Origin of the sequence: Luteimonas marina (assembly GCF_007859325.1) — a bacterium.
GTDB classification, from domain to species: Bacteria; Pseudomonadota; Gammaproteobacteria; order Xanthomonadales; family Xanthomonadaceae; genus Luteimonas; species Luteimonas marina.
In genome coordinates, this window is sequence record NZ_VOHK01000003.1 from 451,637 (window position 1) to 465,641 (window position 14,005).

Below are 14,005 nucleotides of genomic sequence, written 5' to 3' on the forward strand. Positions count from 1 at the left end.
CGAGACCGGCCTGGTGGATGGAGGTGCTCTCCTTCCGTCGTTGCCCTGGATGTCCGGGTTCGACGGGTCGTGCCTTCGTCAGTCTCTCCGCTCACTCCGACACATGGCTTACCCCATGAAGACATTGACCTCCCTGCCTTTTCTGACTGCCGCTGTCCTCGCGCTTGCCGCCTGCAGTACCGCCGAACCGGCGACCGATGCGCCTTCCCCCCGGGGCGATGCCGGCGTGGTCGGATTCCAGCTGATTCGCAATGCGACGCTCAAGCTCGACTATGCCGGCACCACCTTCCTCGTCGACCCCATGCTCGCCGAGGAAGGGGCCTACCCGGGCTTCAAGGGGACGCACAACAGTCACCTGCGCAACCCGCTGGTCGGACTTCCGGTGCCCCTGGACGTCGTTCTGGATGCCGACGCCGTTGTCGTCACGCACACCCATCTGGACCATTGGGACGACGCCGCCAGGCAACAGTTGCCGAAGTCGATGCCGATCTTCGTGCAGGACGAGCGGGATGCCGCGACGGTCCGCAAGGATGGCTTCACCGATGTTCGCGTGCTTGGAAGCGACACGAGCTTCAATGGCACGCGCCTGACCCGCATTGGCGGACAGCACGGCACCGACGGGCATCTGGGCAAGCTTGCTCCCGTGCTGGGGACGGTGTCGGGCGTGGTCTTCGAGCGTCCGGGGCATGAGACCGTCTACATCGCGGGAGACACCATCTGGCGCCCGGAAGTCGAAGCCGCGATCCGGCAGCACCGGCCGGATGTGATCGTGCTCAATACCGGCTACGCCCGCATCCCCGGATTCGAGGGCTCGATCATCATGGGCAAGGAGGATCTCGCGCGGGCCCGCAGGATGGCGCCGGATGCCGTGCTGATCGGGGTGCACATGGAAGCAGTCAACCACGCCACCCAGTCGCGTCCGGAGGTGGGTAGATACATCACCGAAGCGAATCTGGATGCCACGCGCACCCTGATACCAGCCGATGGAGAGTCGTACCTCTTCTGAGCGGGTCCGCATGTCATCGCAGCCAGCGGGACAAGCGTCCGCGTCTGGCCGAAAGGAAGCAACGACGCAAGGACGGAAGCGCGTACGAGGTCCCGCAAAGGGCCCCGGGCGGCCCGCGAGTGACATGCCGGCTGGGCGGGAAGGCCACGTACAGCGGCATCGGATCGAGTTGCCAGTCTTCGAACGGCGGCAACAGTTCGCCGCGGGCCAGCGGTGCGCGCGCCATGTACCTCGAGCGCCTGCGGATGGGTCGGCGCACCCGCATGCGCACGGGCCAGGTAGTCCGGTGCGGTGTACACGCTCAGCGGCAGGTCCGCGACATGGCGGGCGCAACGAAGGCTCGGTGAGTTCGCCGCCGCGCACCACGCAATCCACGTTCTGGTCGATCAGGTCCACCTTGCGGTCGCTGGCGCCCAGGTCGAGCTGGTCCCGAGCATCAGTTCGCCACGATCATGGCCGTCAAGAGCGAGGTCTTCCCGGAAGCGCCTTGTCCGAACTGGACGGCGATCGGCGTCAACTGGCTCGCGGGGTTCGACTTCGAGATCAAGGTCATCGCGCGGATTCCCCACTGAAGATCGTCGGGTGGCGGGCGAAGCCATGCCTTCGAACCCCGTGCTTCCTGCTGAAAATCCCGTGTAGCCAATGACTTGGCAGATCGTGGAAAGACTGCTTGACTTATATTTAGATATTTAGCTAAACAGCGACAATGAGCGCCGTCTTCAAAGCCCTGGCCGACCCGACCCGCCGCAAGGTGCTGGAACTGCTCCGCCAGCGTCCGATGACCGCCGGAGAGCTGTCGGAGCATTTCCCGGTGTCGCGACCGACCATGTCCGCGCATTTCACGGTGCTGCGCGAGGCCGACCTGATCGAGGCCAACAAGATCGGCACGAGCATCATCTACCAGCTGAAGCTGTCGGTGCTGGAGGACGCATTGCTGGGCTTCACCCAGTTGTTCGGCATCGGCGCCGGAGGGCGCGCGACGATGGACTCCGCTGGCGGGGCCAAGCCGAAAAGAACCCGAAAAGGAGCCGAGAAATGAGCGAGAACCGCAATCCCCGCGCCCGCAAGCATGTCCTGTTCGCCGTCAAACTCGCTGCCGTGATGATCGGAGCGGCCCTGCTGCTGGCCTTGGCGCGCAAGCAGGGATGGATCGACCATGGGCTGGTCGTGCGCGCCTACAACGTCGTCATGGGTCTTGCCCTCGCGGTCTACTTCAACGTCATGCCGAAAGTGATGCACGAAGCGCCGCCCCGGTCGATGCGCGAGGCGACGCTGGCGCAGGCGGTCGCGCGCGTCAGCGGCTGGACCATGACACTGGCATTCCTGGCGTGGGCCGCACTGTGGGCGTTCGCGCCGCAGGAGATTGCCAAGGCCGGTTCGCTGGCGGCTGTCGGCGCCAGCGTCGCCGTCATGCTCGGCTATACGGTATGGAAGTCCGTTGCCGGCCGCAGGTCGACGAGTGGCTGAGCCGGACGTCGGAAGCACGTCGTCGGGATTCCAGGGCCCGCCACCGGGCATGGCGCCGCCAACGCCTGCTCGTGCCAGGAAACACGTGGGCAGGCCGTTTGCCTAACGCAACAGCGCCGCCGCGGCCCACAGCATCGGCGCCTGTCCGTGCTGGTCGCCGGTCAGGCGGGGACGCTGGAAGTAGTAGTTTTCCTCGTCGCCGGCATGGTCCGGGCCACCGGGATGCGAATCGGGTTTGTACGCCCACATGCTGACGTCGCGCAGTTCGCCGTCCGGCGTGAGGCGGTCGACCAACGCCAGCCAGCCGGCGCGTGCGACGGGTCCGTAGGTGGAGGCATCCAGCCAGCCGCTGCGCACGCCGGTGATCATGGCGTAGGTGAACATGGCGCTGCCGGAGGTTTCGGGCCAGTTGCGCGGGTCGGGCGAGTCGATGACCTGCTTCCACAGTCCCGCGCCGTCGCCGTCCGTGATCTGGTGGGACAGGAGTCCGCGCATCATCCGTTCGAAGCCGGCGCGGATGGCGCCGTGGTGCGGATGGTCCGGCGGCAGTTCGCGCAGCAGTTCGGTCATGCCGGCGGCGACCCAGCCGTTGCCGCGCGCCCATCGGTGGCGGAAGTCGGCGTGGTGGAAGAACAGGCCGTCGTCCTGCTGCAGGGCGTCGAGGTACTCGACCATCGCCGCCGCGGCCGTGTCCAGGTAGTCGGGGTCCCCGGACGCACGCCAGGCCTGCACCTGCAGCGCGGTGATCATGAACATGTCGTCGATCGCGAAGCGCTTGTGCGCGTCGATGCGCGCGCGCTGGTGGTCGGCGATCCGCAGGCCTTCGGCGAGCAGGCCGGCGTCGCGCGTCTGCCGCGCGATTTCCAGCGGCACGATGCCGAAGACGTTGTCGTCGACGTGGCCCGGGCCGGCGAGCAGGTCGGCGTGGCTGTCGCGGTAGGGGGTGTACATCGCGACCAGGGTGTCGCGCAGCGCCTCGTCGTGCAGCAGGTCGGCCACGGCGAGGGATCCGTACCAGGTGCAGGCGAGCTTGTAGTGCCTGGAATTCTCGGGATCGACGCGGGCGAAGGCGTGGGCCAGCCGTGAGCCGATCAAGGCTGGGTCGGCGCGTTCCGGCCAGTTGTGCAACCCGGCGTTTTCGGCGTCAGCGCTGTTCGCCGGGTACGCGGGTGCCTGTGCGGGAGCAGGCGTGCGGGCGGCGTGCGTCAGGCTGCAGGCTGCGGGAACGAGTGCGAGCAGGGCGAGTAGCGGCCAACAGGAAGATGGGGTCGGGCGCATGGGCGTTCCTGCGGTATGCGGAGGTTTGGTCTGGTCGGGAGTAGCGGGTGCGGGTCGTCATCACCCGAGAAGGCTGGGGCCATCCTGTTCCGGCCATGAAGACGCTGGATCCCCGCGTTCGCGGGGATGACGACCGAGTGTGGCCGCGGGCTGGCCGGTCTGCGCGGGAAGCAGATCTCTCGCTGCGCTCGAGATGACATCGTTGGTGGCGGCACATGCATTCGAGATGACATCGGCGGGGGCGATGGTCCGTGCGTTCGAGATGACCGTGTTCGGGGTGCCGGCCGATGCGGCTCCGCCTACGGTTGCGGCACGCTCAGAGCCGCTTCCAACGCCGGCTTGGGCTTGCGCTCGCGGTCGAACAGCAGGGTATGGTTGGTACGGCCGGGGATCGGGTAGTCGTTCTTCCACGACATGCCGTCGTCCACGCCCCAGACGGTGACGCGGTCGATCACGTCGCGCTTGCGGTGGAACAGGCGGAACAGCTCCGCGTAGCGCTCGGCGAGCCGTTGCTGCACGTCGGGCGGCAGGCCGTCGCGGTAGGGGTCGAGGAAGCGCTTGAATTCGGGCAGCTGGAACTGCGGGTGCGACATGCCGGTGCCGATGATCTGGCCTTCGCGGGTCAGCGGCAGCACGTCGACGTCGAGTTCGGTGATCATCACCTTGACGCCGAGCGCGGCGTAGGCGTCGATCGAGGCTTCGATCTCCTCGATCGGCGGGTAGTTGAGGCCCCAGTGGCCCTGCATGCCGATGCCGTCGATGCGGATGCCGGCGTCCTGTAGCATCTTCACCATGCGCACGATGCCGGCACGCTTCTCGGGTCGCCAGGTGTTGAAGTCGTTGTAGTAGAGCTCGGTGCCGGGCGCGTATTCGCCGGCGTACTTGAACGCCAGCCGCACCAGTTCATCGCCGTCGCCGATGCCCTCGACCCACTTGGTCGGCCGGTACCCGCCGTCCTCGCCGATCACCTCGTTGACCACGTCCCAGGCCTGCACGCGCCCGGCGTAGCGGCCGGCCACGGTCTGGATGTAGTCGCGCATGCGTTCGGCGAGCGCTTCGCGGCCCACCGGGCTGCCGTCGCCGCGGTAGAAGAACCAGTCCGGCGTCTGGTTGTGCCAGACCAGGGTGTGGCCGACGATGAACATGCCGTGCTTCTCGCCGAAGTCGACGAAGGCGTCGGCGGCGGAGAAGTCCCACTTGCCGGGCTCGGGGTGCAGCACCTCGGCCTTCATCACGTTCTCGGCGGTGATGGTGTTGAAGTGCAGCGGCACCAGCGCCTGCGAGCGCGCGTCGCGGCCCGACACGATCTCGTCGTTGACCGCGGTGCCGATCGTGAATGCGTCGGCATACGCGCCCTTGAGCGTGCGCGGCGGTGGCGTCCCGTCGGCGGCGATGGCGCCGCAGGCGATGGTCAGCGCGGCCAGCAGGAGCAGAGGGCGTTTCGATGTCATGGTGTCTCTCCTGGTTCGGTTCGCGCCGCTTCGACCTGGATCGGGAGGCTGGCGCCCTGCAGCGAGCCGGAATCGACGTGCAGGATCGCCGTGCCGGACTCGCCCGGGATCGCGCGCACGATGGCGAGCGCCAGGCCGCTGAAGGCGTTGCGTTCGGGCGACGGAAACGCGGTGAGGTCGCGCGGATCGCCGTTGTCGGTCGCGACCAGTTCGGCGGGGCCTTCGATGCGGAAGCGCACGCGGGTGTCGGCGTTGCGGATCGCGCGGCCCTCGGTGTCGAGCACGCGCAAGGTGACGAACGACAGGTCGCGGCCGTCGTTGGCGATGCGGTCGCGGTCGGCCTCCAGCGCGAGCCGCGCCGGTGCACCGGTGGTCTCGACGCGGGCGTCCGCCCAGGGCTCGCCGCCACGGTACGCCTGCACGCGCAGCTCACCGGGCTGGTACCTCACGTCGTCCCAGCGCAGGCGGTACTCGTACTCGCCCTTTTGCTTCCTGCCTTGCGAGACGCCGTTGACGAACAGTTCGGCCTCGTCGCCGGAGGTGAACACGTGCACGGGCGTGACCTGTCCCTCGCGGCCCGGCCAGTTCCAGTGCGGCAGGATGTGCGCCATCGGCAGGTCCGGGCGCCAGCGCGACTGGTACAGCCAGTAGCGGTCCTTGGGGAAGCCGGCGAGGTCGACGATGCCGGTGTACGAGCTGCGCGCGGCGTAGTAGGGCGTCGGTTCGCCGAGGTAGTCGAAGCCGTTCCAGACGAGTTCGCCTGCGACGTAGGGGTGGCGGTCGAGCGTGGCGAACACGCGCTCGGCGGAGGAACCGAAGTCCACCGCGTGCAGCTCGTAGCCGCTGACGTGGTGGTTCACCGGGTCGCCGCCGCTGTCGTCGCGGATCGGCGCGCTCGCATGCGGCGTCACCGGGAACAGGTAGACGCCGCGGCTGCTGGCCGCCGAGGCGGTTTCGCTGCCCATGATCACCTTGTCCGGGAAGGCCGCGCGGAACGCCGGGTACGACGGCGGCGTGCGGATGCGCTCGGTGCCTTCGAACTCGGCCTCCTGGCGGATGCCTTCGCCCTGGTAGTTGAGGTTGACCACGTCGAACGCGGTGGGGAAGGGCATGTCCGCCTTGGCCCAGTTCATCGACGCGGTGGTCGGGCGGGTCGGGTCTTCCTCGCGCACTATCGCCACCAGCCGGCGGCCGATCTCCGCGCCGACCTCGCCGTCGTACTGCTCGCCGACCTCGTTGCCGACGCTCCACAGGATTACCGACGGATGGTTGCGGTCGCGGCGCAGCATCGCGCGCAGGTCGGGCTCGTGCCAGTCGGGGAAGACGAGGTGGAAGTCGAGTGGCGTCTTCTTCTTCTCCCAGGAGTCGAACACCTCATCGACGACGAGCAGGCCCATGCGGTCGGTGAGTTCGAGCAGCTGCGGGTCGGGCGGGTTGTGCGCGAGGCGGATCGCGTTGACGCCCATCTCGCGCAGGATCTGCAGCTGGCGCTCGGCGGCACGGACGTTGAACGCGGCGCCGAGCGCGCCGAGATCGTGGTGCTGGTTCACGCCGCGCAGCGGAATATGCTCGCCGTTGATCACGACCCCGCGATCGGGATCGAAGTCGAGTTGGCGGATGCCGAAGCGGGTTTCGTGGCGGTCGACGACGCCGTCGTCGCGGGTCAGCGTGGTGACGGCGACGTAGCGGTGCGGCTGCTGGTTCGGCGGCGGGCCCCACAGGCGCGGGCGGTCGATGCGCGTGCCCGAGGTGACGGCGGTGGTACCGCCGGGGACGACCTGCAGGCCGATCGGGTGGATGCGCGCCACCGGTTCGCCGACGCGCCGGCCGGCGGCGTCGAGCGCGAAGAATTCGGTCGCCACGCGCACGCGCGCTTCGTGCGCATTGTCGTTGTCGATCGCCACGCGCAGGTGGACCGTGGCAGCGTCGTTCGAGACTTCGGGCGTGGTGACGTAGGTGCCCCAGTGCGCGACATGCACCGGATCGGTGATGGTCAGCCAGACGTCGCGATACAGGCCGCCACCGGGATACCAGCGTGCCGATTCCGGCGGATTGTCGAGGCGGATCGCGAGCTGGTTGGGCTTGCCGACCACGACATATGGCGTGAGGTCGAGCCGCCAGCTGTTGTAGCCGTAGGGCCAGCCGCCGACGAGGCGGCCGTTGAGCCAGACGCTGGCGTAGGACATCGCGCCGTCGACGTCGAGGAACACCGAGCGGCCGGCGCTGGAGGCGGGGATGTCGAGCGTGCGCCGATACCAGCCGATGCCCCAGCTCGGCAGCCGGCCCATGCCGCCGTAGGGGCCGTCGGCGATGAAGGGCCCGGCGATGGCCCAGTCGTGCGGCAGGGTGACGGCCTCCCAGGCGCGGTCGTCGAAATCGTGCTTCGCGAACGCGACGTCGACATCGGGTTCGGACTGCGGGCGCGCGTGCCGCTTCGCCGGATCCTTGATCAGCCGGTTTGCGGACGGCAGGATCCAGGGCTTGAGCACCGGGCGGTCCGCGTCGATGCGCACGGCCTCGTCGGGGCGCGCGTCGGCGACCTTGCCGTCGGCGCTTTGCGCGATTTCCGGGCGCACGTCATAGTCGAGCCGGCCATCGATCCCCGGCGGATCGCCGTGGTGGAAGCGCCAGCCGGTGTCGAGGCGGATGCGTTCGCGGGGCGCGGCCGCGTCGGCCACCGTGACGAAGGCGAACAGCAAGACCAGCCCTTGTAGGAGCGGCTTCAGCCGCGACCCGGTCACGTGAACCGGCGTGCGCGCCATCCGGGGCAGACCCGCAAGGGCGGTCGCGGCTGAAGCCGCTCCTACAGGAGGGGCAGAAGGGACATGGGACGTGCTCACAACCGGTAGGCCTCCTTCGGCAGGCGGTAGGCGAGATCGGTCGCGACTTCGGAGGCTTCGTCCTCGTCGATGCGGTGTTCGGACACCAGCTTCGCGAGCACGGCGCAGTCGATGCGGCGCGCGACGTCGTGGCGCGCGGGGATCGAGAGGAAGGCGCGGGTATCGTCGTTGAAGCCGATCGTGTTGTAGAAGCCTGCCGTGCCCAGCGTCTGCTCGCGGAAGCGCCACATGCCCTCGGGTGCGTCGTGGAACCACCACGCCGGGCCGAGGAACAGGCAGGGCCAGTGGCCGGCCAGCGGGGCGAGCTCGCGGGCGTAGGTGCTTTCGTCGAGGGTGAACAGGATCAGCCGGAATGTCGGTTCGTTGCCGAAGCGGTCGAGCAGCGGCTTGAGCGCGTGCACGTATTCGGTGACCAGCGGGATGTCAGCCCCCTTGTCGCGTCCGTAACGTTCGAACAGGCCGCGGTTGTGGTTGCGGAAGCAGCCGGGGTGGATCTGCATCACCAGACCATCGTCCAGGCTCATCGCCGCCATCTCGGTCAGCACCTGGCCGCGGAACAGCTCTGCCTCGGCAGGGGTGAACTGCCCGGCGACGATCTTCGCGAACAGCGCGCGCGCCTGCGCCGGCGGCAGGTCGGCGGTGGTGCAGCTGGGGTGGCCGTGGTCGGTCGAGGTCGCGCCCATCGCGGCGAAGAAGGCGCGGCGCTGGCGGTGCGCGCGCAGGTAGCCGTCCCAGTCGTGGACGTTTTCGCCGGTGAGTTCGCCGAAGCGCTGCAGCGCCGAGGGGAACTGTTCGTGCTCCGGATCGACGACGGGATCGGGGCGGTAGGCGGTGATGACGCGTCCGCCCCAGCCGCTGTCGCGGATCGCCTGGTGGTGGGCGAGGGGGTCGAGCGGCGACTCGGTGGTGGCGATGACCTCGATGTTGAAGCGCTCGAACAGCGCGCGCGGGCGGAAGGCGGCGGTCTGCAGCGCGTCGGCGATGGTGTCGTAGTAGAGGTCGGCGCTGCCGTCGTCGAGACGCAGGCGCAGGCCGAACACCTCATGGAAGACATGGTTGAGCCACATCGACGAGGGCGTGCCGCGGAACAGGTGGAAATTCCGTGCGAACAGGCGCCAGGCCGCGCGCGGGTCGACCTCGGCGCGCGAGCCGTCCGCGCGCGGGATGCCGAGCGCGTCGAGCCCGATGCCCTGGCTGTAGAGCATGCGGAACAGGTAGTGGTCCGGGACCAGCAGCAGTTCGGTGGCGTTCGCGAACGGTGCGTCGTCCGCCCACCACGATGGATCGGTATGGCCGTGCGGGCTGACGATGGGCAACGAAGCCACCTGCGCGTACAGGCGGCGCGCGATCGCGCGCTGCGTCGGGTCGGACGGGAACAGGCGGTCTTCGTGGAGGGTGAGGGGGTGGGGTGCTGCGTTCATGGTGGGGTTCGGTTGTGTCGTCAGGATGGGCGCGCTTCGCGCACCGGGATCGATCTGTTTTCCGTCATTCCCGCGAAGGCGGGAACCCAGTGTCTTGCTTTTCCTCGTCTCGATAGCAGACAAGCCCAAGACGCTGGGTTCCCGCCTTCGCGGGAATGACGATGTCGTTGTCGGTGCATGAAGGCTTCATCGCCGCGCGCTTTCCACCGGCCCGAGCGTACCGCGCTGGCGCGAATCGCTCACGACCTCGACGCGCTGGAACACCAGCCCCGGATCGACCAGCCACAGCTTCAGCGTGTTCGCGCCCGCCGCGACGCGGTGGCGCGAGGTGGCGACGTGGACGCTGTCGATCACCGCGTGCTCCCAGGCGCGGAAGTCGCGGTCGCCCGGCGTCGGGTCGAGGCGGACGTTCACGACCTGCGGCGCCTCGTCGCCGATCGAGACCGCGTAGCGCAGGCCGCCGCGGTTGCGGATGTCGAGCGTCGGCGACAGCACCACGCGCACCTCGACCTCGCCGTCGTCGTCCATCACCAGCGGATATTCCAGCCGCGCGCCGTCGCCGCCCGGCACCAGCGGTTCGCCGGTGGCCGGCCACGCCGTCACGCCCGACAGCGTGCGCCCGAGGTTGGGAACCACCTGCCATTCACCGCCGACCGGCGCGACCGCGCGCGCATGGTGCGCCGCCTCGATCGCGACCACGCCGTCGCCCTCGACGAAGCCGCGCGCGCCATGGTGCGCGGGCGGCTTGCGCACCGGCACCTGCACGTAGACCTCGGTGCGGTCGGCGCCGAGGATGGCGATGACGGCCTCGTGCTCGCCTTCTGGCAGCTTCGCCCAGTCGACGGCCAGCGTCAGCGCCTGGGCGTCTTCGACCTCGCCCTGCGCAGGCGACACCTTCAGCCACGGCTGCGAAGACTTCGCGCTGAAACCGAGCTTGTCCGCGCCGCGGTTGTACACCACTACACCGCGCGTCGGTGCGCCGACCGGATCGAGCCTCGGCAACCGCGGCGACTGCGCCCGCTGCGGCCAGGCCCGCGCGTCGCCCTCGACCGCAACGCCGGTGACGCCGCGCGCCGGCACGTCGACGTAGGACAGCGCCGGCAGCACGTTGCGCTCGGGCTGCTGCCAGTGCGTGTAGCCGATCCGCACCTGCGACATCATGTGGATCCACTTGCCGCCGGCGATCTCGCGTTCGTACACGCGCTGCAGTTCCGCGTCGCGCTCGAACAGCCGCTTCGCCTCGTCCGCCCAGAAGTTCGCCGAGGCGCGGCCCTGCGCGGCGTAGAGCCGGTTGCGCGCCACGGCCACGTACATGCGGCTGAGGTTGGCGCTGGCCAGCACCGGGTATTCGACCAGCTGGTAGTACGCATCGCGATGGCTGGCCGGCAGGCGCTTGGCGAGCGCCAGCGTGCGCGCCTCCAGCGCGTCCCAGTCGGCGACGACGCGATCGGCCTCGCCGTCGTGCAGCAGGCTCCAGGTATCGGCCGAGATCAGCTCCGGCTTGCGCCGCGCGTTGTACTGCGTGTAGCGCGACAGGATCTCGCCGATGGCCTGCGCGTGCGTGCCGCCGAACTGTTCCGCGGCCCACGCCGCCGGATAGCGCGCGATCCACGCAAGGTCGGCCGCGTCCGGATCCCAGGCCTGGTCGAGGAAGGCGCTGATCGGCAGCTCCATCGGCTTGATGTCGCCGACGTTGACGATCCACAGCCGCTCCACGCCGTGCGCCCAGGCAAGCCGCATCTGCTCCCATGCGCGCTCGACCTGGGTGCTGTTGAGCCACTTGTAGTTGCGCGGGCCGCCGACGTAGTCGAAGTGGTAGTAGACGCCGTAGCCGCCCGCGCGCGTCTCGCCCGGCGTGGGCAGGCGACGGATGTTGCCCCAGTTGTCGTCGGAGAACAGCAGGGTGACGTCGTCGGGGACGCGCATGCCCTTGTCGTAGTAGTCCTGCACTTCCTTGTACAGCGCCCAGACCTGCGGCGTATCTTCGGCGGGCTTGCCGGTGATCCCGGCGATGATCTCGCGCTGGTCGGCGACGATCTTCTCGAGCAGGGAGGTCGCGGTGTCCTCGCTCATGGCTTCGTCACCGTCGCCGCGCATCCCGAGCGTCACCACCGCCTCGCGCCCCTGCAGTCGCTCGATCCCGCCCCGCCAGAACTCCCGCAGCGCCTTCGCGTTGCGGTTGTAGTCCCAGGGGCCCTTGCCGATCCGGGTCCATTCGTCGTGGGCACGCATCATCGGCTCGTGATGCGTGGTGGCGATGACCACGCCGTAGTCGTCGGCCACCTCGGCGTTGCGCGGATCGTCCTCGTAGAACGCGCGCGGCTGCCACATCGCGGGCCACAGGTAGTTGGCCTTGTGGCGCAGGATCAGCTGGTACACGCGCTCGTAGAAGCGATGGTCGGCGCCGCCGTAGGTCTCGCGCATCCAGCCGCCGAGCGCGGGATCCTCGTCGTTGATGAAGATGCCGCGGTACTTCACCTTCGGTGCGTCGACGAAGCGGCCTGGCGCGACGTGCAGGGTGGCGCGGTGCGGCGGCGGCACGTCGGCCCACCAGGTCCAGGGCGAGACGCCGATGCGGCGCGAGAGTTCGTACAGGCCGAAGGCGGTGCCGCGGCGGTCGGCGCCGACCACGAGCAGGGCGCGATCGATGCCGGGTTCGGGCGCGTCGACCACCTGCAGCAGGTAGGCCTCCCAGACGCCATCGACGCCACCGGTGTCAATGTGCTTCTCGCGCACGATGCGATCGATGCGTGTGCTGCGGCCCAGGGTGCCGGCGATGATCGCCGTGCGCGGCGCGGCGGTCGCGGGATCGGCACCGGACACCGCCGCCAGGTCGCTGCGCAACGCCTCGGCGGCGCGATGCACGGCGGTGAAGTCGTCCTGGTCGACCAGCACATGCAGCGGCAGGCCACGTTCGATCAGCGCCAGCGCGCCCGTGCTGCGCGATTCGCACACTGCAGCGGGCGCGCGGCAGTCCGTCGCCGCCAGCGCGGCGACGGGCAGGGCGGCGAGCAGGCAGGCCAGCGGGGCGATCAGGAGAAGGGGCGAACGTCTCATGTGACAGGTGTCCTCGTGCCGGCGCGATCATGCGCCGCGTTGTCGATCGGTCGCGGCGTCCGCCGCGGCGTGGAACTCAGGCCTGCGTGCCGGCCGGCGCGTCCAGCCGCGCCGGTTCAAGCCTTGGCGCCAGCAGGTGGATGACCAGCAGCGCCGCAAGGTAGGCGCAGCCGGCCATGATGAACATCGCTGCGTAGCTGCCGGTATGTTCGCGCAGCCAGCCGGCGCCGAGGTTCATGAAGAAGCCGCCCATCGCGCCGGCGAAGCCGCCGATGCCGACCACCGAGGCGACCGCGGCGCGCGGGAACATGTCCGAGGTCAGCGTGAACAGATTGGCGGAGAAGCCCTGGTGCGCGGCCGCGGCCAGGCCGATCAGCCACACCGCGACCCACTGTCCTTCGACATGCGGCGCGAACACCACCGGCAGGATGCACAGCGCGCAGATCAGCATCGCGGTCTTGCGCGCACCGTTCGCGCTCCAGCCGCGCGCCATCAGGAACGAACTGAACCAGCCGCCGCTCACCGAGCCGACGTCGGCCAGCAGGAACACGGTGACCATCGGCAGACCAATTGTGCGCAGGTCCACGCCGAAGCGATCGGCCATGAACATCGGGAACCAGAACAGGTAGAACCACCACACCGAATCGCTGAGGAACTTGCCGGCGGTGAACGCCCAGGTCTGGCGGAAACGCAGCAGTTGCAGCCACGACGCGCGCACCGGCGGATCGGGCGGATCGCTCTCGATCAGGGCGAGTTCGGCCCGGGACACCTTCGGGTGTTCGGCAGGGCGCCGGTACACGGGCAGCCAGAACGCCAGCCACACCAGTCCCGCCAGGCCGGTGACCACGAATGCGGTGCGCCAGCCCCAGGTCAGCGCCAGCCACGGCACCAGCAGTGGCGCGACGATCGCGCCGATGTTGGAACCGGCGTTGAAGATGCCGGTGGCGAGCGCTCGCTCGCGTTTCGGAAACCACTCGGCCACGGTCTTGACCGCGGCGGGGAAGTTGCCTGACTCGCCGAGGCCGAGCACGAAGCGCGCGAGGCTGAAACCGGCGACCGATTTCGCCAGCGCATGCGCGGCCGCCGCGAACGACCAGATCGTGAGATACACGCTGTAGCCCATGCGCGTTCCGACGCGGTCGATGAACCAGCCGGCGAACAGGAAGCCGATCGCATAGGCGAGGGTGAACGATGCGCTGATGACGCCGTAGTCCTGCTCGCTCCAGCCGAACTCCGCGACCAGCGTCGGCGCGAGCACGCCGAGCACCGCCCGGTCGACGTAGTTGATCGTGGTGGCGAAGAACAGCAGCGCGCAGATGACCCAGCGGTAGCGGCTGAACATCGGCGGCGCGGGAGTGTGCGCGGATGCGCCGCTCATGCGCGTTCCGCCTTGTCCGTTGCGAAGACATGGCACGTCGCAGTGCCGATGCATGCAGCCGTCATATCGCTCTCCCCGGCGCGATTCGTGATAGCGCTATCAGTATC

Annotated in this window: 9 protein-coding genes and 1 pseudogene; 3 read left to right on the forward strand and 7 right to left on the reverse strand. The window is 69.0% G+C overall.

Going from position 1 to position 14,005, the window contains the following annotated elements; translation table 11 throughout:
- Positions 1–115 precede the first annotated feature (115 nt).
- Positions 116–1,006, forward strand: a complete 891-nt coding sequence (locus FQY83_RS08730) for an MBL fold metallo-hydrolase (protein ID WP_146387128.1) — start codon at positions 116–118, stop codon at positions 1,004–1,006.
- Between the two features lie 118 nt (positions 1,007–1,124).
- Here the strand turns inward: FQY83_RS08730 and FQY83_RS17775 are convergent.
- Positions 1,125–1,432 (reverse strand): annotated as a pseudogene (locus tag FQY83_RS17775) (LysR substrate-binding domain-containing protein); the annotation flags it as partial.
- A gap of 280 nt (positions 1,433–1,712) precedes the next feature.
- On the opposite strand from FQY83_RS17775, the gene FQY83_RS08745 reads away from it, so the two are divergent.
- Both FQY83_RS08745 and FQY83_RS08750 read left to right on the forward strand, forming a co-directional pair.
- A complete protein-coding gene (locus FQY83_RS08745; RefSeq protein ID WP_146387130.1) occupies positions 1,713–2,045 on the forward strand; it encodes an autorepressor SdpR family transcription factor in 333 nt (110 codons plus the stop codon).
- On the forward strand, positions 2,042–2,473 hold the full coding sequence (locus FQY83_RS08750; protein WP_146387132.1) for a hypothetical protein: 432 nt from the start codon (positions 2,042–2,044) through the stop codon (positions 2,471–2,473). Before FQY83_RS08745 ends, FQY83_RS08750 begins: the two co-directional genes overlap by 4 nt.
- 102 nt (positions 2,474–2,575) lie before the next feature.
- Here the strand turns inward: FQY83_RS08750 and FQY83_RS08755 are convergent, their stop codons facing one another.
- The 6 genes from FQY83_RS08755 to FQY83_RS08780 all read right to left on the reverse strand — a co-directional run bounded on the left by FQY83_RS08755 (position 2,576) and on the right by FQY83_RS08780 (position 13,898).
- Positions 2,576–3,568 (reverse strand): glycoside hydrolase family 88/105 protein, encoded by a 993-nt coding sequence (locus FQY83_RS08755; protein WP_158636466.1) that lies wholly within the window; start codon positions 3,566–3,568, stop codon positions 2,576–2,578.
- A gap of 482 nt (positions 3,569–4,050) precedes the next feature.
- The gene (locus tag FQY83_RS08760) at positions 4,051–5,202 is read right to left on the reverse strand and encodes an endo-1,4-beta-xylanase (RefSeq protein WP_146387136.1); all 1,152 of its coding nucleotides are present in this window, start codon (positions 5,200–5,202) and stop codon (positions 4,051–4,053) included.
- Entirely contained in the window at positions 5,199–7,964 is a 2,766-nt protein-coding gene (galB, locus tag FQY83_RS08765; RefSeq protein WP_146387138.1) for a beta-galactosidase GalB, read from the reverse strand. The genes FQY83_RS08760 and galB overlap by 4 nt, the downstream gene beginning before the upstream one ends.
- A gap of 74 nt (positions 7,965–8,038) precedes the next feature.
- Positions 8,039–9,463: a glucuronate isomerase gene (gene uxaC, locus FQY83_RS08770; protein ID WP_146387140.1), complete on the reverse strand. Its 1,425-nt coding sequence runs from the start codon at positions 9,461–9,463 to the stop codon at positions 8,039–8,041.
- Between the two features lie 186 nt (positions 9,464–9,649).
- Positions 9,650–12,520, reverse strand: a complete 2,871-nt coding sequence (locus FQY83_RS08775; RefSeq protein ID WP_146387142.1) for a glycosyl hydrolase 115 family protein — start codon at positions 12,518–12,520, stop codon at positions 9,650–9,652.
- Between the two features lie 76 nt (positions 12,521–12,596).
- Positions 12,597–13,898: an MFS transporter gene (locus FQY83_RS08780; protein WP_146387144.1), complete on the reverse strand. Its 1,302-nt coding sequence runs from the start codon at positions 13,896–13,898 to the stop codon at positions 12,597–12,599.
- Positions 13,899–14,005: the final 107 nt, after the last annotated feature.